The sequence below is a fragment of the Pseudomonas sp. PS01298 genome, from assembly GCF_029959745.1.
In the GTDB taxonomy this organism is placed as follows: domain Bacteria; phylum Pseudomonadota; class Gammaproteobacteria; order Pseudomonadales; family Pseudomonadaceae; genus Aquipseudomonas; species Aquipseudomonas aylmerensis.
In genome coordinates this window covers 1-17588 of record NZ_JASCPP010000119.1, presented here as the reverse complement: position 1 = coordinate 17588, position 17588 = coordinate 1, and the positions used below count along the sequence as shown (strand labels likewise).

Below are 17588 nucleotides of genomic sequence, written 5' to 3'. Positions count from 1 at the left end.
GGGCTGCCAAGCAGCCCCAAAACCAGCCAACTCGGTATGCCTGGAAGACCGCGTCGACCTTATTGGGGCCGCTTCGCAGCCCAACGCGGGGCAAGCCCGCTCACCACAGGGAGCCCGCTCACCACAACAAGCCCGCCAGCCACAAGGAGCTTGCTAACCACAAGGAGCGTGCTCACCGCAGAAAACCCATTCACCACAGGAAGCACGCTACCAGCCGATTGGGTGAGCCATGCATAACCCCTGCGCCCTGATCCCGGTCTACAACCATGAAGCCGCCGTGCCGGCCGTGGTCCGCAGCCTGTTGGACAGCGGCCTGCCGTGCCTGCTGGTCGACGACGGCAGCAGCCCGGCCTGCGCGGCGGTATTGGCACAGCTGGCACGCCTCGAAAACGTCACCCTGCTGACCCTGCCGAACAACCAGGGCAAAGGCGGCGCGGTCATGGCCGGTTTCCGCGAAGCCGCACGCCTGGGCTTCAGCCATGCCCTGCAGGTGGATGCCGACGGCCAGCACGACTTGCGTGAAGTCGACACATTTATCGACACCTCGCGCCGGCACCCTGACGCGGTCATCTGCGGCTATCCCGAATACGACGACAGCGTGCCCAAGGGCCGCCTGTACGCGCGCTACCTGACCCACGTGTGGGTGTGGATCAACACCCTGTCGCTGCAGATCCGCGACTCGATGTGCGGCTTTCGCGTGTACCCGCTGGCGCCGACGCTGGCGCTGATGGACTCGGCCTATATCGGCACGCGCATGGACTTCGACTCCGACATCCTGGTGCGCCTGGCCTGGCGCAACCAGCCGATGCGCTGGCTGCCGACGCAGGTGCACTACCCCACCGACGGCCTGTCGCACTTTCGTTTGTTCCGCGACAACGTGCGCATCTCGGCCATGCACACCCGGTTGTTCTTCGGCATGTTGGTACGCGCGCCGATGATCCTGTGGCGACGGTGGCAGGCATGAGCGACAGCAGCAAACACTGGGCCGACCGCGAAGAGCGCGGCAGCTTCTGGCTGATGAAACTCACGGCCGTCGCCGCCAAGGTGCTCGGCCGCCGCCTGCTGAGCCCGGTGCTGTACGGCATCGTGCTGTACTTCTTCCTGTTCGGCCGCACCGCGCGCCAGAGCGCCTGGCAATACCAGCAGCGCCTGGCCGAGTGGAGCGGACGCGATGAACTGCGCCCGACCCATAAAAAGGTCTTCGGCCAATTCATGGCCTTCGCCGACTCGCTGCTGGACAAGCTCGACGTGTGGAACGGCAAGCTGCGTATCGAGCAGATCGAAATCAACGACCCGGCGCAACTGCGCGGGCAACTGCGTGGCGGGCGCGGGCAGATGCTGGTGGGCGCGCACCTGGGCAACCTTGAAGTGTGCCGCGCGCTGGCGGAAATCGGCGAGCAGGTCACCATGAACGTGCTGGTGCACACCAAGCACGCCGAGCGCTTCAACCGTCTGCTGGGCGAAGCCGGCGCGACCCACTTGCGCCTGATCCAGGTCAGCGAGCTGGACCCGGCCACCATGCTGTTGCTCAGCCAGCGCCTGGACGACGGTGAGTGGCTGGCCATCGCTGGCGACCGCGTGCCGCTGCATGGCGGGCGCACGGTGCGGGTGGATTTCCTCGGCCACGACGCCGCCTTCCCCCAAGGCCCATGGTTGCTGGCCGGCCTGCTGAAATGCCCGGTCAACCTGCTGATGTGCCTGAAACACCAGGGCCGCTATCACCTGACCATCGAGCCGTTCGCGCAGTTGATCGAATGGAAACGCAGCACCCGCGAGCAGGTCATCGCCCTGTGGACCGCGCGCTATGCCGCACGCCTGGGCCAGTTCTGCCTGGAAGCGCCCCAACAATGGTTCAACTTTTACCCTTTCTGGAAGACCGATGACGACGCATCTTGAGCCGGTAACCTTTGGCGAACGCCCCCTGCGCATCGAAGACGTGCTGGCCCTGGCCAACCGTCAGGTGCCCACACATTTGCAGGATGACGCCGCCTATCGCCAGCGCATCGCCAAGGGCGCGCAGTTCTTAGACTCGCTGCTGGACAAGGAAGGCGTGATCTACGGCGTGACCACCGGCTACGGCGACTCCTGCGTGGTGGCGGTGCCATTGCACCACGTCGAGGCGCTGCCGCGTCACCTGTACACCTTTCACGGCTGTGGCCTGGGCAAATTGCTCGACGCCCAAGCCACCCGTGCGGTGCTGGCGGCGCGCTTGCAGTCGCTATGCCATGGGGTTTCCGGGGTGCGCGTGGAACTGCTCGAGCGCCTGCATGCGTTCCTCGAACACGATGTGCTGCCGCTGATTCCGGAAGAAGGCTCAGTCGGCGCCAGTGGTGACCTGACCCCACTGTCCTACGTGGCCGCGACCCTGTCCGGCGAGCGCGAGGTCATGTTCCGTGGCGAGCGGCGCCAGGCTGCCGATGTGCATCGCGAACTGGGTTGGGACCCGCTGGTGCTGCGTCCCAAGGAGGCCCTGGCGCTGATGAACGGCACCGCCGTGATGACCGGCCTCGCCTGCCTGGCCTTCGCCCGGGCCGACTACCTGCTGCAACTGGCGACGCGCATTACCGCGCTGAACGTGGTGGCGCTGCAAGGCAACCCGGAGCACTTCGACGAGCGCCTGTTCGCCGCCAAGCCGCACCCGGGGCAGATGCAAGTCGCCGCCTGGCTGCGCAAGGACCTGGCCATCGATGCGCCGACCGCGCCGCTGCATCGCCTGCAGGATCGCTACTCGCTGCGCTGCGCCCCGCATGTGCTCGGGGTGTTGGCCGACAGCCTGAACTGGCTGCGCTCGTTTATCGAGATCGAACTGAACAGCGCCAACGACAACCCGATCATCGACGCCGAGGAAGAGCGCGTGCTGCACGGCGGGCACTTCTACGGCGGGCATATCGCCTTTGCCATGGACAGCCTCAAGACCCTGGTGGCCAACGTCGCCGACCTGCTCGACCGCCAGCTCGCGCTGTTGGTAGACGTGCGCTACAACCATGGCCTGCCGAGCAACCTGTCCGGCGCGCCGGCCGAGCGCGCGATGATCAACCACGGCTTCAAGGCGGTGCAGATCGGCACCAGCGCCTGGACCGCCGAGGCGCTGAAAAACACCATGCCGGCCAGCGTGTTCTCGCGCTCCACCGAGTGCCATAACCAGGACAAGGTGAGCATGGGCACCATCGCTGCGCGCGATGCGATCCGTGTGCTGGAGCTGACCGAACAGGTCGCCGCTGCCACCCTGCTCGCCGCCAACCAGGGCGTGTGGCTGCGTGCCCAGGCCGAGGATGCGCGGCCTTTGCCGCCAGCCTTGGCCGCCATGCATGCAGCACTCGCCAAGGACTTCCCGCCGGTCATCGAGGACCGTGCCCTCGAAGGCGAGCTGCGCCTGTGCCTCACGCGCATTGCCGAGCAACACTGGAGGCTGCATGCGTAGTCAGGGCGTGCTGCACAGCGACAGCGAAATCCTGGTGCCGTTTTTCGACATCGACACCATGAACGTGGTGTGGCACGGGCACTACGTCAAATACCTGGAAGTGGCGCGTTGCGCGCTGCTGGACAAGATCGGCCATAACTACACGGCGATGCTCGAATCCGGCTACGCCTGGCCGGTGATCGATATGCAGCTGCGCTACGTGCGCGGCGCGACCTTTGGACAGACCATCAATGTGCGCGCGAGCCTGGTGGAATGGGAGAACCGCTTGAAGGTCAATTACCTGATCACCGACCTTGCCAGCGGCGAACGCCTGACCCGCGCCAGTACGGTGCAAGTCGCCGTCGAAATCGCCAGCCGCGAGATGCAGCTGGCCTCACCCAGAATATTCACCGACGCCGTCGAAAGGGCCCTCAAATGCTGACCCCTGTGGGAGCGGGCTTGCCCGCGAAGGACGTTAACGATAATGCGATCCGCCTGACACTGCGCGGCGCCCTCAGGTTTTTCGCGAGCAAGCTTGCTCCTACAGGGCTCGGGTTGTTGCTGAGCCTGAGTGCCCATGCTTTCGACTTGCAACAACTCAGCGCTCAACTGGCAAAGCCCTCGGTGATCCACGGCAGCTTCATCCAGGAAAAACACCTGCGCGCCCTGCCGCAGCCGCTGGTGAGCAAAGGCACCTTTGTGCTCGCCAAGGACCACGGCCTGCTGTGGCTGCTGAAAACCCCGCTGCAACAGGACTACCGCATCAGCGCCCAGGGCATCGCCCGGCGTGATGCCAACGGCTGGCAACTGCTGCCGAACAAGAGCGCCGGCGCCGAGCAGAACCGCCTGTTCCTCGCCGTGCTGCAGGGCGACAGCAGCGGCTTGCAACGCGACTTCGAGCTGCAGCTGCAAGGCGAGGCCCGGCAATGGAAACTGACGCTGATCCCACGCTCGCTGCTGTTAAAACAGGTATTCACCCAGATCAATATCGACGGCGGCGAGCTGGTGCAAACCATCGAGCTGCTGGAAACCCAGGGCGACAGCACCGTGCTGCGCATGCAGGACAGCACCGCCAGCCAGCCGTTGAGCGATGCGGAGCAACACGACTTTGCCCAGTGAACGCTTGCTGCCCCGCCTGTTCCTGATCCTGCTGGTGGCCGTGCTGGCCCTGGCCGGCTGGCAGTGGCGCCACGGGGCCCCGCTGTCGGCCAACCTGATGGAACTGGTGCCGGGCAACACGCCGGACGCCCTGGAACTGCAGGCCGAACAGCGCATGCAGGAGCCGCTGAACCGCGAGATGCTGGTGCTGGTGGGCCATGCTGATCGGCAGACAGCCGTTGCGGTCGCGCAGCAACTGGGCGAGCAGTGGCAGGCCAGCGGCCTGTTCGAAAAAGTGCAATGGAACCTGCAAGCCGACTTGCCCGCGCTGCGCGAGCAACTGCTGCGCGGTCGACTGGCGATGCTCTCGGCCAAAGACCGCGCGCAACTGATCGAACAGCCCGGCGCGTTTATCCAGCAGCGTGTACAGGCGCTGTTCGACCCCTTCACCGGCTTCAGCCTGGTGCCGAGCCAGGACGACTGGCTGGGCCTGACCGGGCGTATCCAGAACAGCCAGCCGCAACACGGTTCGGTGCAACTGGATATCGGCAGCGGCGCGTTGATCGCCGACGCCGACGGCAACAGCTGGGTGCTGCTGCGTGCGCGCACCACCGGCAATGCCTTTGACATGAAACTGCCGCTGCAAGTGGCGGCGCTGCTCCAGGCCAGTCGCGCACAGGCCAGCGGGCAAGGCGCGCAATTGCTCGCGGCCAGCGGCCTGCTCTACGCGGCCAACGGTCAGCAGCAGGCCACACGGGAAATCACCTGGGTCGGCGGCGGCGCGACAGTCGGTATTCTGTTGCTGCTGTTGCTGGCGTTCCGCCGTTGGCGCGTGCTGCTGGCCTTTGTGCCGGTGCTGGTGGGCATGCTGTTTGGCGCGGTGGCCTGTGTGGCGCTGTTCGGCCATATGCATGTGATGACCCTGGTACTGGGCTCCAGCCTGATCGGCGTGGCGGTGGATTACCCGCTGCATTACCTGTCGAAGAGCTGGAGCATGACCCCCTGGCGCAGTTGGCCGGCGTTGCGGCTCACCCTGCCGGGGCTGAGCCTGAGCCTCGCCACCAGTTGCATCGGCTACCTGGCGCTGGCCTGGACGCCGTTCCCGGCACTGACCCAGATTGCCGTGTTCTCCGCCGCCGGGCTGATCGGCGCTTACCTGTCGGCCGTGTGCCTGTTGCCCGCGCTGCTCAAGGGTGTGGAATTGCGCCCGGCGCAATGGCCGCTGCGCATCGCCGAATGCCTGTGGCTGGTGCGGGCTTCCTTGCTCAAGCGCGTGCCGAGCCCGGTGTTGCTGGCAATGGTGCTGCTGTTCTGCGCAGGTGGCCTGTGGCACCTGAACAGCAAGAACGATATCCGCCAATGGATCGGTGCGCCGCCGCAATTGCTGCAAGAGGCGCAGGCCGTCGCGCGGATTACCGGGTTCCAGCCCACCAGCCAGTTTTTCCTGGTACGCGCGGACGACCAGCAGCAGTTGCTGGAACGCCAGGCCGCCCTGAGCCAGCGCCTGGATCAACTGGTGAACATGGACAAGCTCCAGGGGTACCTGGCGCTCAACCAACTGGTCAACCTACCGGCCGAGCAGCAACAACTGCGCGAGGCCTTGAACCAACTCCCGCAACATTGGCAGCCACTGCTGGACCTCGGTGTGCCTGCCACTGCCCTGCAAGCCGAAGTCGCGCAGCTGCAAGCGTTGCCCACCGAAGACATCGACGCCGCACTCGTCGGCCCCCTGGCCGAGCCTTGGCGCACCTTGTGGCTTGGCCAGGTCGACGGCGGCGGCGTGGCGGCGATGGTCAGCCTGCAAGGCTTGAACAACCCGGCGCTGCTGCGGGTGCAAGCACTGGATCTGCCGGGTGTGCAACTGGTGGATCGCCTGGGCGACTTGAACCGCGTGTTTGCCGATACGCAGATCAGCGCGGCCGAATTGAAGTTGATGTCCTGCGTGCTGATCGTGCTGCTGCTGATCCTGCCATTCGGCTTTGCCGGCGCCTTGCGTATCGTCGCCCTGCCCTTGCTGGCGGCGCTGTGCAGCCTGGGTTGGCTGGGCCAGCCGCTGACCCTGTTCAGCCTGTTCGGCCTGCTGCTGGTCACGGCCATCAGCGTCGACTACGCGATTTTGATGCGCGAACAGATCGGCGGCCCGGCCGTCAGCCTTTTAGGCACGCTGCTGGCAGCGCTGACGACCTGGTTGTCGTTCGGCCTGCTGGCGGTGTCGAGTACCCCGGCGGTGAGTAATTTCGGCCTGTCGGTCAGCCTGGGCCTGGCGTTCAGCTTTATGCTGGCGCCTTGGGCGGGCCACCAGAAGCACGCCTCATGAATGTGATTATCGCCAATGCGGCAAGGAGCCCTCGTGCCCACAGTTGAAATGGAACGTCGCCAGGTGGTGGTGATCGGTGCCGGTCCATCCGGTGCCATCGCCGCCGCGCTGTTAAAGCGCAAGGGGCATGATGTATTGATCATCGAGCGCCAGCACTTCCCACGGTTCTCGATCGGCGAAAGCCTGCTGTCGCACTGCATCGACTTCATCGAAGAAGCCGGCATGCTCGACGCCGTGCAGGCCGCGGGCTTCCAGGTGAAAACCGGTGCCGCGTTCGCCTGGGGCGAGCGCTACAGCGCATTCGATTTCGGCGACACCTTCAGCAACGGCAAACCGACCACCTTCCAGGTGCAACGCGGCGAGTTCGACAAATTGCTGGCCGATCAGGCGGCGCTGCAGGGCGTCGATATTCGCTACGGCGAAACCATCGTTGGCGTGGATTTCAAAGGCGAATCGCGCTACCTGCACGTGCGCCGCGAGAACGGCAGCGAATACCATCTCAAGGCCAGGTTCGTGCTCGACGCCAGCGGCTACGGCCGTGTGTTGCCGCGCTTGCTCGACCTGGAGGCGCCGTCGAATTTCCCGCTGCGCCAGGCGGTGTTCACCCACGTCGAAGACCGCATCGAACATCCTGGGTTTGATCGCACCAAGATCCTGGTGACCACCCATCCGACACAGCGCGATATCTGGTTCTGGACCATCCCGTTCAGCAATGGCCGCTGCTCGGTCGGCGTGGTCGCGGCGAAGGAACATTTCGATGGCCGCGACGCGGACCTAGACGCCTGCCTGCGCGGTTTTATCGACGAAACCCCAAGCCTGTCCGGCGTGCTGCACAACGCCGTGTGGGATACCCCCGCGCGCACCATCGGCGGCTACTCGGCCAACGTCAAAACCTTGCACGGCCCGGGCTTCGCGCTGCTGGGCAATGCCGCAGAATTCCTCGACCCGGTGTTCTCGTCCGGCGTGACCATCGCCATGCGCTCGGCGAGCATGGCCGCCGGCCTGTTGCACCGTCAGCTGAGCGGCGAAACGGTGGACTGGCAAAGCGAATTCGCCGAACCGCTCAAGCGGGGTGTCGACACCTTCCGCTGCTACGTCGAAGGTTGGTATGCGGGCACGTTCCAGGATGTGATTTTCCATCCCGGCAGCTCGCCGGAGATTCGCCGGATGATCAGCTCGATCCTCGCCGGCTATGCCTGGGATGAGCGCAACCCGTTTGTCAGCGAGCCCAAGCGGCGGTTGCGGATGTTATCGGAGATTTGTGCAGGGGATGCCGCGTGAGCAGTCAGTACCTGAGTAAGAATTACGTCGAGGAAACCAGGTTCGGTTTCTGGTTCCTGCGCAGCCACACCTGGCAGCACCATGTGCTGCGCGTGGCGATCAACGACCTGCGCGGCCTGTTCAGCGAGGCATTGCCCCAGGCGCCGGTCTTGCTCGACGCCGGTTGCGGCCAGGGCAAATCCTTCAAGCTGCTGCAGCAAGTGTTTGCCCCCTCGCGCCTGATCGGCCTGGATGCCGACCCTCACAGCCTCCAACTGAGCCGCGAGGAAGCCACGCGCCAGGGCCTCGCCGTGGAGCTGATCGGCAGCGACTGCGCCACCCTCGAAGTGCCGGACGCCAGCGTCGATATCCTGTTCTGCCACCAGACGTTCCACCATCTGGTGGAACAACATCGCGCGCTGAAAGAGTTCTACCGCGTGCTCAAGCCGGGCGGCTACCTGCTGTTTGCCGAATCCACCGAAGCGTATATCGACACCTGGGTGATCCGCTGGCTGTTCCGCCACCCGATGCACGTGCAGAAGAGCGCCGAAGAGTACCTGCAAATGCTGCGCGAGCAGGGCTTTGAGTTCGGCGCGCAGAACGTCTCGTACCCCTATCTGTGGTGGAGCCGTTCCAGCGATTTCGGCCTGCTGGAACGTTGGGGCCTTCGCAAGGCGCCGCCGGTGGGCCAGCGCGAAGAAACCCTGGTCAATTGCGTCGCGCGCAAACCCCTGGCGGGTGCAACCGCATGATGCGCCTGCTGCTGATCGGCTGCCTGTTGCTGCTGAGCGCCTGCGCCAGCCAGGCGCCGCTGCCCGAAAAAATGCCCACCCTGACCCTGCCGATGCAATTGCATGTGCAGCGCCAGGAAGGTGCCCAGCGCCAGGATTGGCTGCTGGTGATCCAGCGCGAGGACGGCGGCATTCGCTGGTCGATGATGGATCCCCTGGGCATCCCCCAGGCCCGGCAGATACTGATCAATGGGCAGTGGCAGGCCGATGGCTTGCTACCGCCCAACCCCCAGGCGCGCGAGCTGTTCGCCGCCCTGCTGTTTGCCCTGGCTTCGGCGGACGACCTGCGCGCGCTGTACCCCGACGCGCAGGCGATGGACCTGACGCGCACCCTGCCGGGCCATTGGCAAATCGTGTATCAGTCGTCCGAGGTATTTCGCGTGAACATCAGCGGGCAGCCGTTGAGCTATCGCATTACGCCGCTGGGAGTCGCGCGATGACCGCCTATCTCAATGCACTCGGTGTGATCTGCGCGCTGGGCCGCGGCCAGGCCGAGGTCAGCCTCAACCTGTTCGCCGGTGACTGTTCGGGCATGCGCGCCGAAAGCGGCTGGGTCCCGGAGCGAGTGCTGCCGGTGGCCGGTGTGCACGGCGAGCTGGCGACCATCCCACCCGAGCTGGGCCAGCAGAGCAGCCGCAACAACCAGCTGCTGCTGGAGGCGGCGCTGCAGATCGAGGGCGAGATTCGCCAGGCGATCCAGCGCTACGGCGCGGCACGTGTCGCCATTGTGCTGGGCACCAGCACCTCGGGCATTGATGAGGCCAGTCGCGGCATTGCCCATTACCTGCGCGATAACCAGTTCCCCGGCGACTATGACTACCAGCAACAGGAGCTCAGCGCGCCGGCAAACTTCCTCGCCGACTGGCTGCAAACGAGCGGCCCGGCCTATGTGATTTCCACTGCATGCACCTCCAGCGCCCGCGCGCTGATGAGCGCCCAGCGCCTGCTGGACCTGGGCGTGTGCGATGCAGTGATCTGCGGCGGCGTCGACAGCTTGTGCAAGCTCACTCTCAATGGGTTCAGCTCGCTCGAGGCGGTGTCGGACCAGCGCTGCAATCCGTTTTCGCGAAACCGCAACGGCATCAACATCGGCGAGGCGGCGGTGTTGTTTCTGATGAGCAGGCAGCCGTCGCCGATTGCCTTGCTGGGCAGCGGCGCGAGTTGCGACGCGCACCATATCTCGGCGCCGGAGCCCAGCGGCAAAGGCGCTTTGCAAGCGATGCGCAAGGCTTTGGCCAGCGCGAAACTCGCCCCCGAGCAGATCGGCTACTTGAACCTGCACGGCACGGCTACCCAGCATAATGACGCGATGGAAAGCCTGGCCGTCGCCAGCCTGTTCCCCGCCGGCGTGGCCTGCTCGTCGACCAAACCCATGAGCGGCCACACCCTGGGGGCTGCGGGCGCGCTGGAAGCGGCGTTCTGCTGGCTGAGCTTGACCCACAACCAACTGCCACCGCACGTGTGGGACGGCCAGGCCGACCCGGCGCTGCCCGCGTTGCACTGGGTACAGCCCGGTGCCCGCTTGGAAAAACGCTGCCTGATGAGCAACTCGTTTGCCTTCGGCGGCAATAACGTCAGCCTGATTATCGCAGAGGCACCATGATCGATTGGCCACTCGCCGAACTGCTGCCCCACGCGGGCGACATGATCCTGATCGACCAGGTGCTGTCGTTCGATGAAGAGCAGGTTCGTACCCGCACGACCGTCAAGCCCGGCGGCCTGTTCAATCGCCCGGACGGCAGCCTGCCGGCCTGGGTCGGCATCGAGCTGATGGCGCAAAGCGTCGCCGCCTATGCCGGTTGCCGCGCGCGCCAGAAAGGCGCCGCCGTGGAGCTGGGCTTTTTGCTTGGCACGCGCAAGTTCGAGTGCAACGTGGAACACTTCCCGGCAGGCGCCGAGCTGACGATCCACGGCCTGCGCTCGCTGGAAGACGACAACGGCATGGGTGTGTTCGAATGCCACTTGACCGGTGACGGTATCCAGGCCAGCGCCCGCCTGAACGTATTTCGACCGCCACAGGCGGCCAACTATTTAGAAGAATCGAAGGACGAAACGCCATGACTGAATCCGTACTGGTCACCGGCTCCAGCCGTGGCATTGGCCGCGCCATCGCGCTGCGCCTGGCCCAGGCCGGGCACGACATCGTGCTGCATTGCCGCAGTGGCCGTGCCGAAGCCGATGCCGTGAAGGCCGAGGTTGAGGCGCTGGGCCGCAACGCACGGGTGCTGCAGTTCGACGTGGCGGACCGCGCGCGCTGCAAGGCAATCCTCGAGGCGGACGTGGAGCAACATGGCGCCTATTACGGTGTGGTGCTGAATGCCGGCCTGACCCGCGACGGCGCCTTCCCGGCCCTATCGGAAGACGATTGGGACGTGGTGATGCGCACCAACCTCGACGGTTTCTATAACGTGCTGCACCCGGTGATGATGCCGATGATTCGGCGCCGTGCGGCCGGGCGTATCGTGTGCATTACCTCGGTGTCCGGGCTGATCGGCAACCGTGGCCAGGTCAACTACAGTGCCTCCAAGGCCGGCCTGATCGGCGCAGCCAAGGCGCTGGCCATCGAGCTGGGCAAGCGCAAGATCACCGTCAACTGCGTCGCCCCCGGGCTGATCGACACGGCCATGCTGGATGAAAACGTACCGGTGGAAGAACTGATGAAGATGATCCCCGCGCAACGCATGGGCACCCCGGAAGAAGTCGCCGGCGCGGTGAATTTCCTCATGTCGGCCGAAGCCGGCTATATCACGCGCCAGGTGTTGGCCGTGAACGGAGGCCTGTGCTGATGAAACGCGTTGTCGTCACCGGCATGGCCGGCATGACCTCCCTGGGCAGCGATTGGGAAACCATCGCGGCCAACTTTCGCGCCAACCGCAGCGGCATCCGGCGCATGGACGAGTGGGACCGCTTTACCGAACTGAACACGCGCCTGGCCGGGCCGATCGACAACTTCGTCGTGCCCAGCCACTGGACGCGCAAGCAGTTGCGCAGCATGGGCCGCGTCTCGCGCCTGGCGGTGTGGGCCGCGGAGCAGGCGTTGCAGGATGCCGGCCTGCTCGGCGACGAGTCGATCAAGGACGGGCGCATGGGCGTGGCCTGCGGCTCGTCCACCGGCAGCACCGACGAGATCAAGGCGTTCGGCAATATGCTGCTGAACTCGGTGGCCGAGGGCCTGAATGCCAACTCCTACGTGCGCATGATGCCGCACACCACGGCGGCGAATATCAGCATCTTCTTTGGCCTGACCGGGCGGCTGATCCCTACGTCCAGCGCCTGCACCAGCGGCAGCCAGGGCATCGGCTATGCCTACGAGGCGATCAAGTTCGGGCGCTTGCCGCTGATGCTCGCCGGCGGCGCCGAAGAGCTGTGCCCGACCGAGGCCATGGTGTTTGACGCGCTCTACGCCACCAGCCTGAAAAACGATGCGCCGCAGACCAGCCCGCGCCCTTACGACACTGGCCGCGATGGCCTGGTGATCGGCGAGGGCGGCGGCATGCTGGTGCTCGAAGAACTCGAACATGCGTTGGCGCGAGGGGCGCATATCCACGCCGAGATCGTCGGCTTCGGCAGCAACGCCGACGGCCAGCACACCACCCGCCCGGAACAGAAAACCATGCGCCGCGCCATGGAACTGGCCCTGGAAGATGCCGGGCTTGAGCCTGGCGCGATCGGCTACGTCAACGGCCACGGCACCGCCACCGATCAAGGCGACATCGCCGAGACGCTGGCGACCAGCAGCCTGTTCGGCAGCCGCATGCCCATCAGTTCGCAGAAGAGCTTCCTGGGCCACACGCTGGGCGCCTGTGGTGCGCTGGAATCGTGGTTCAGCATCGAGATGATGAACCGCGACCAGTACGTGCACACCTTCAACCTGGACGCCATCGACCCGCAATGCGGCGAGCTGGATTACCTGCAGGGTGAGTTTCGCGAGATGCATCACGACTACGTGATGAACAACAACTTTGCCTTTGGCGGCGTCAACACATCGCTGATTTTCCGCCGCTGGTCCTGACTTTTAATCGATTGGAGAAAACGGAATGTCTTCCTTGCTACGCGCCACCCTGATCACCCTGGCCCTGTTGACCACCGCCGGCTGCACCAGCAAGCCGATCCTCAACACCCAGCACGAGCTGCCGGTTGCCAACCAGGTCAGCGAAGAAAAAATGAAAACGGTGATCATCAACGCCCTGCAAAAGCGCGAGTGGACGGTGCAACGCCTGAGCCCGCAACTGGTACAGGCCGAGATCAACGTGCGCAACCAGTACTACGCAGCGATCGACATCCGCTACACCCGCAACAGCTACACCATCACCTACCGCGACAGCCGCGACCTGGGCTACAAGGACGGCAAGATCCATCGCAACTACAACCGCTGGGTGAGCATGCTTGATCGCGACATCATGGCGGCATTGCGCGCCAATGGCATGACCGTGGCAGAACCGGCGACGCCATGAGTGACGTAACCCGCAGAGCGGGTTAATGAGCAGCAAGGCCCTGCCGCCCCCCGGCAGGGTTCATTGATAAAGACAGGTCCCTTAATAACTGATATTACCGCCGCCTTCCTGGCTGATCTGAATACTGTTGCCGCTATTGCCGTTGTGCCCGCTATTGACGTAGCGGCTATAAGCGCCGGCATTACCATTATTGCCATAGTTACCGTAATTGCCGTGATCACCGACGGCGTTAATATTTTTATTATTACCGTTATGACCTTGGTTGACATAGGTACTATGATTGCCGCTATTGGCATTATTCCCATAGTTCCCGTAGTTACCACTCCCGCCAATTATCCCACGATTATCATTATTGCCATTGTTGCCGTGATTCTCATACCGTGAGTTCACCCCGATGTTTTCGTTATTCCCATAATTACCATGGTTACCCGACCCCGAAGAGGGACCTTACACCGCATAGGCCGCCTGGGCTGCCCGACCTGTAGAAACCATCTAACACCTCACGCTTGGTAGAAGAATTTATGATGAGCCGGCACGCCGACCCAACCCTTAATCGCAATGAGAAAATAACAGTTCCACAACGCTGAAAAAAAACAAACTATCGGCACACTACAAACACGGCGCACACAGTGACCGACGTGCCTTCGCCATTTAGGCACCTCGTCAGACCCCACACATAACCTGCAACTGAAACAGAACCTTCAAACGGCTATACGACGACCGCTATCACTGCCTGGCAGGAGCGCAGCCAGGCGATTGCCGTTATTGCCGTTGTCGCCCTGATTGTCATAGTGACTATTGCTGCCACTGTTGCCATTGCTCCCATAGTTACCAAAATTACTGCCATTCATACTGTTGCTGCCGGTATTGGTATTGATGCTTAACTGACCAATATTTATATTAACGTTATAGTTAATCGTGACGGCCTGAGGTGTGTTGCCCTGGCCAGCATCCGCCGCGTTCGGGCGAAGGCCTGCACCGGTATTCCCCGCAGGGTTGCCTGGTTGATTCGGGCCTGTCGTAGTTGGCCCCTGACAATGCCGCTGCGCCCCGACGCCATTTTGGACCGGGCCAGTTCCCTGGCGAACAGGGGCCTGGTTCGGTTGGTTGCCTGGACCCGGATTTCCCCGAACATTGCTCCGCTGCCCTTGGCCTGGCGTATTTTGCGCCTGACGTTGCTGCCCCGCACCGCCACCTTGGCCTGGCACTGCCGCGTTCGGGCGAACGCCTGCACCTGTATTCCCCCGACCGCTTCCTCGTTGCGCCTGGTCTGCCGTATTTGGCCCCTGACAATGCGGCTGCCCCCCAACAGCACCATGGCCTGGGCCGGTTCCTTGGTGTGGGGCCGACGGGTTCGGGCGAACGCCTGCACCCGTATTCCCCCGAGCATTGCCCCGTTGCGCCTGGCCTCCCGTATTGGGCCCCTGGTGCTGCGGCTGCCCCCTAACACCACTTCGGCCTGGGCCGGTTCCTTGGCGTGGAGCCGCCTCGTACGGATGAATGCCTGCACCCGTGTGCCCCGGTGGCCCATAGCCTATAGGGCGTTGCCCCTCACCATGCGCGTTGCCGCCAACGCGCTGCTGGGCCCCGCCACCGCCTTGACCTGAACGGGTTACTGGACTCCCAATCGGCGGACCCGTAATGGTGTCAACGGTTGCACCCGGCATTCCAAGCCGCCACAACAACCAGCCAAGCTCAGCGCTTCGATTACCAGCGATCATACGAACCTCCCACATCGAATATTTCAATACGAAGCCTTCGGCAGGATCAGTGGCCATTCGCACAAAAAGGGTTCCAGCTTTCCCATACGAGGACGACGAATCGCCCCTCTGGAAAAAGCGACTCTGAAACCCGCTTCAAGTCAGGGATCTGACCCACCAAGCGGCGCATTTCAATGCATGCCTAGATCGCCGCCTTACGCGTCAACAACTCCACGAACGCCTTCGCCATCGGCGTCTGTACGCCCTTGCGCTGCACCAGCCACACCGCCGTTACCGCCTCCTGGTCCAGCAGCGTGCGATACACCACCCCATCAATGCGGATGCGCTGGTACGACGCCGGCAACACCGACACGCCCAACCCCGCTGCCACCAGGCCGATGATGGTCATCGCCTCGCCCGCCTCCTGGGCGAAGTGCGGGCTGAAGCCGGCATCACGCGCAAGATTGAGCAGTTGCGCATACAGGCCACTGCCGTAAGTGCGCGGGAAAAACACGAACGGCTCCTGCGCCAGTTGCGCCAGGTGCAATCCTCGTTCGCTGCCGTGCACCAACGGGTGACCGGCGTTCAATACGGCCACCAGCGGCTCGCGCATCAGCTCGACCACACTCAGTGAATCCGGCAACGGCAGCGGACGCATCAGCCCGACCTGGATCGACTCATCCACCAGCGACTCGGCCACCTCGGTGCTGCTCATTTCCTGCAGGTTCAAGTGCACGGCCGGGAAGGCCTGGCGAAAGGCGAAGATCGCCTGGGGAATGCTGGAGTTGAAGGGCGCCGACGAGGTGAAGCCGATCTTCAGTTCCCCCAGCTCTCCCAATTGAGCCCGACGCGCGACGTCCGCCGCCTTGTCAACCTGCGCCAGCACCAGGCGCGCCTCCTGCAGGAACAGTCGACCAGCCTCACTCAGCTCGACCCGACGATTGGTACGCTCGAACAAACGCGCGCCGACCTCCTGCTCCAGCGCCTGGATCTGCTGGCTCAAGGGCGGTTGCGAGATGCCCAGCACCTGCGCGGCGCGGCCAAAATGCAGTTCTTCGGCAACGGCGATGAAATACCGCAAGTGACGCAATTCCATGCAAGCCTCATTAGGTCGTTAAAGCTATCAAACAGGTCGAACAATATATTGGAAAGAATCATTAGCCAGCTATATTCTTTTCAGCATTGCCAGTCCTGGCACGCTCTTCCTCCCCGAGGTCCCCGTGAAATCTGCTGTTGCTCCCTTCGCGCAAGAAGTCCCACCCACCGCCTTGGATGAGGTGGTGGCGCAGCTCAACGACGAGTACATCGAAAAAGGCACGCCGATGTTCATGCGCACGGTGCTGGCGCTGTTTTCCGGCGGGTTTGCCACCTTTGCCCTGTTGTATTGCGTGCAGCCGATGATGCCGGCGTTGTCCCACGAGTTTTCCATCAATGCCGCGCAAAGCAGCCTGATTCTCTCGGTGGCGACGGCGATGCTGGCGTGCGGCTTGCTGATCACCGGGCCGATTTCCGACCGGCTGGGACGCAAGCCGGTGATGGTGTCCGCGCTGTTCTGTGCGGCGCTGGCGACCATCGCCAGTGGCCTGATGCCAACCTGGGAGGGCATCCTGCTGATGCGCGCGCTGGTAGGCCTGTCGCTGAGCGGCCTGGCCGCCGTGGCGATGACCTACCTGAGCGAAGAGATCCATCCGCAGCACATCGGCCTGGCAATGGGCCTGTACATCGGTGGCAACGCGATTGGCGGCATGAGCGGGCGCCTGATCATCGGCGTGTTGATCGACTTCGTCAGCTGGCACACCGCGATGCTGATCATCGGCGCGCTGGCGTTGATCGCCGCCACCGTGTTCTGGAAGATCCTTCCCGAATCGCGCAACTTCCGCGCCAGCAGCCTCAAGCCGCGCAACCTGGTGGATGGTTTTGTCATGCACTTCAAGGACGCGGGCCTGCCGTGGTTGTTCCTTGAGGCGTTCCTGCTGATGGGCGCGTTCGTGACGATGTTCAACTACATCGGCTATCGCTTGCTGGCCTCGCCCTACGAACTGAGCCAGGCCGTGGTCGGCCTGCTGTCGCTGGTGTACCTCTCGGGCATCTACAGCTCGGCGAAAATCGGCTCCCTGGCCGACCGCCTCGGCCGCCGTCGCGTGCTGTGGGGCACGATCGTGCTGATGCTCGCCGGCATGGCGCTGACCCTGTTCACCCCGCTGTGGCTGGTGGTGCCGGGCATGCTGATCTTTACCTTCGGCTTCTTCGGCGCCCACTCGGTGGCCAGCAGCTGGATCGGCCGCCGCGCCGTCAAGGCCAAGGGGCAGGCGTCGTCGCTGTACTTGTTCTGCTATTACGTGGGGTCGAGTATCGCCGGTACGGCGGGCGGGTTCTTCTGGCACTTTGCCGGGTGGAACGGGATTGGGGCGTTTATCGTCGCGCTGTTGATTGGGGCGTTGCTGGTGGCGCTGAAGCTGGCGAAGTTGCCGCCGCTGGGGAATGTGAAGGCCTGATACGGTCCTGCTTTAAATGTGGGAGCGGGCTTGCTCGCGAATGCGCAGTGTCAGTTGATACACCGCATTCGCG

The 17588-nt window shown here is 63.8% G+C and carries 17 protein-coding genes; 16 read left to right on the top strand and 1 reads right to left on the bottom strand.

The window, feature by feature from the left end:
* Positions 1–229: 229 nt before the first annotated feature.
* The 15 genes from QMX97_RS27505 (at position 230) to QMX97_RS27435 (ending at position 13704) form a co-directional block, all read left to right on the top strand.
* Positions 230–964, top strand: coding sequence for a glycosyltransferase family 2 protein (locus tag QMX97_RS27505; RefSeq protein ID WP_065899976.1), 735 nt, complete (start codon positions 230–232; stop codon positions 962–964).
* Positions 961–1896 carry a glycosyl transferase gene (locus QMX97_RS27500; RefSeq protein WP_120447451.1) on the top strand — a complete coding sequence of 312 codons (936 nt, stop codon included), beginning with the start codon at positions 961–963 and terminating at the stop codon, positions 1894–1896. The genes QMX97_RS27505 and QMX97_RS27500 overlap by 4 nt, the downstream gene beginning before the upstream one ends.
* Positions 1880–3421, top strand: a complete 1542-nt coding sequence (locus QMX97_RS27495) for an aromatic amino acid ammonia-lyase (protein ID WP_106805362.1) — start codon at positions 1880–1882, stop codon at positions 3419–3421. Before QMX97_RS27500 ends, QMX97_RS27495 begins: the two co-directional genes overlap by 17 nt.
* The gene (locus tag QMX97_RS27490) at positions 3414–3842 is read left to right on the top strand and encodes an acyl-CoA thioesterase (RefSeq protein ID WP_065899971.1); all 429 of its coding nucleotides are present in this window, start codon (positions 3414–3416) and stop codon (positions 3840–3842) included. The genes QMX97_RS27495 and QMX97_RS27490 overlap by 8 nt, the downstream gene beginning before the upstream one ends.
* Complete coding sequence (locus QMX97_RS27485) at positions 3836–4519, top strand: outer membrane lipoprotein carrier protein LolA (protein ID WP_282397944.1); 684 nt, start codon at positions 3836–3838, stop codon at positions 4517–4519. The genes QMX97_RS27490 and QMX97_RS27485 overlap by 7 nt, the downstream gene beginning before the upstream one ends.
* Positions 4509–6815, top strand: a complete 2307-nt coding sequence (locus tag QMX97_RS27480; RefSeq protein WP_282397943.1) for an MMPL family transporter — start codon at positions 4509–4511, stop codon at positions 6813–6815. Before QMX97_RS27485 ends, QMX97_RS27480 begins: the two co-directional genes overlap by 11 nt.
* Positions 6816–6848: 33 nt before the next feature.
* Positions 6849–8096: an NAD(P)/FAD-dependent oxidoreductase gene (locus QMX97_RS27475; RefSeq protein WP_065899968.1), complete on the top strand. Its 1248-nt coding sequence runs from the start codon at positions 6849–6851 to the stop codon at positions 8094–8096.
* Positions 8093–8827, top strand: a complete 735-nt coding sequence (locus QMX97_RS27470; RefSeq protein ID WP_065899966.1) for a class I SAM-dependent methyltransferase — start codon at positions 8093–8095, stop codon at positions 8825–8827. The genes QMX97_RS27475 and QMX97_RS27470 overlap by 4 nt, the downstream gene beginning before the upstream one ends.
* Positions 8824–9306 carry a hypothetical protein gene (locus QMX97_RS27465; protein ID WP_106805363.1) on the top strand — a complete coding sequence of 161 codons (483 nt, stop codon included), beginning with the start codon at positions 8824–8826 and terminating at the stop codon, positions 9304–9306. Before QMX97_RS27470 ends, QMX97_RS27465 begins: the two co-directional genes overlap by 4 nt.
* Positions 9303–10469 (top strand): beta-ketoacyl-[acyl-carrier-protein] synthase family protein, encoded by a 1167-nt coding sequence (locus QMX97_RS27460; protein WP_282397942.1) that lies wholly within the window; start codon positions 9303–9305, stop codon positions 10467–10469. The genes QMX97_RS27465 and QMX97_RS27460 overlap by 4 nt, the downstream gene beginning before the upstream one ends.
* A complete protein-coding gene (locus QMX97_RS27455; RefSeq protein ID WP_120447446.1) occupies positions 10466–10927 on the top strand; it encodes a hotdog family protein in 462 nt (153 codons plus the stop codon). The genes QMX97_RS27460 and QMX97_RS27455 overlap by 4 nt, the downstream gene beginning before the upstream one ends.
* Positions 10924–11652 carry a 3-oxoacyl-ACP reductase FabG gene (fabG, locus tag QMX97_RS27450; RefSeq protein ID WP_065899959.1) on the top strand — a complete coding sequence of 243 codons (729 nt, stop codon included), beginning with the start codon at positions 10924–10926 and terminating at the stop codon, positions 11650–11652. The genes QMX97_RS27455 and fabG overlap by 4 nt, the downstream gene beginning before the upstream one ends.
* Positions 11652–12878: a beta-ketoacyl-ACP synthase gene (locus QMX97_RS27445; protein WP_065899958.1), complete on the top strand. Its 1227-nt coding sequence runs from the start codon at positions 11652–11654 to the stop codon at positions 12876–12878. The genes fabG and QMX97_RS27445 overlap by 1 nt, the downstream gene beginning before the upstream one ends.
* A 25-nt stretch (positions 12879–12903) precedes the next feature.
* Positions 12904–13320: a hypothetical protein gene (locus QMX97_RS27440; RefSeq protein ID WP_065899956.1), complete on the top strand. Its 417-nt coding sequence runs from the start codon at positions 12904–12906 to the stop codon at positions 13318–13320.
* Positions 13321–13383: 63 nt separating this feature from the next.
* Positions 13384–13704: a hypothetical protein gene (locus tag QMX97_RS27435; RefSeq protein WP_106805366.1), complete on the top strand. Its 321-nt coding sequence runs from the start codon at positions 13384–13386 to the stop codon at positions 13702–13704.
* Between the two features lie 1518 nt (positions 13705–15222).
* Here the strand turns inward: QMX97_RS27435 and QMX97_RS27430 are convergent.
* Positions 15223–16116: a LysR family transcriptional regulator gene (locus QMX97_RS27430; RefSeq protein WP_201143388.1), complete on the bottom strand. Its 894-nt coding sequence runs from the start codon at positions 16114–16116 to the stop codon at positions 15223–15225.
* A 124-nt stretch (positions 16117–16240) separates the two neighbouring features.
* Between QMX97_RS27430 and QMX97_RS27425 the strand changes: the two genes are divergently transcribed.
* Positions 16241–17515, top strand: coding sequence for an MFS transporter (locus QMX97_RS27425; RefSeq protein WP_083221325.1), 1275 nt, complete (start codon positions 16241–16243; stop codon positions 17513–17515).
* Positions 17516–17588: the final 73 nt, after the last annotated feature.

Bases quoted from the DNA above. Each gene is read 5' to 3' on its own strand.
- QMX97_RS27505 (WP_065899976.1), top strand. From the start codon at position 230: ATGCATAACCCCTGCGCCCTGATCCCGGTCTACAACCATGAAGCCGCC.
- QMX97_RS27500 (WP_120447451.1), top strand. From the start codon at position 961: ATGAGCGACAGCAGCAAACACTGGGCCGACCGCGAAGAGCGCGGCAGC.
- QMX97_RS27495 (WP_106805362.1), top strand. From the start codon at position 1,880: ATGACGACGCATCTTGAGCCGGTAACCTTTGGCGAACGCCCCCTGCGC.
- QMX97_RS27490 (WP_065899971.1), top strand. From the start codon at position 3,414: ATGCGTAGTCAGGGCGTGCTGCACAGCGACAGCGAAATCCTGGTGCCG.
- QMX97_RS27485 (WP_282397944.1), top strand. From the start codon at position 3,836: ATGCTGACCCCTGTGGGAGCGGGCTTGCCCGCGAAGGACGTTAACGAT.
- QMX97_RS27465 (WP_106805363.1), top strand. From the start codon at position 8,824: ATGATGCGCCTGCTGCTGATCGGCTGCCTGTTGCTGCTGAGCGCCTGC.
- QMX97_RS27460 (WP_282397942.1), top strand. From the start codon at position 9,303: ATGACCGCCTATCTCAATGCACTCGGTGTGATCTGCGCGCTGGGCCGC.
- QMX97_RS27455 (WP_120447446.1), top strand. From the start codon at position 10,466: ATGATCGATTGGCCACTCGCCGAACTGCTGCCCCACGCGGGCGACATG.
- fabG (WP_065899959.1), top strand. From the start codon at position 10,924: ATGACTGAATCCGTACTGGTCACCGGCTCCAGCCGTGGCATTGGCCGC.
- QMX97_RS27445 (WP_065899958.1), top strand. From the start codon at position 11,652: ATGAAACGCGTTGTCGTCACCGGCATGGCCGGCATGACCTCCCTGGGC.
- QMX97_RS27440 (WP_065899956.1), top strand. From the start codon at position 12,904: ATGTCTTCCTTGCTACGCGCCACCCTGATCACCCTGGCCCTGTTGACC.
- QMX97_RS27430 (WP_201143388.1), bottom strand. From the start codon at position 16,116: ATGGAATTGCGTCACTTGCGGTATTTCATCGCCGTTGCCGAAGAACTG.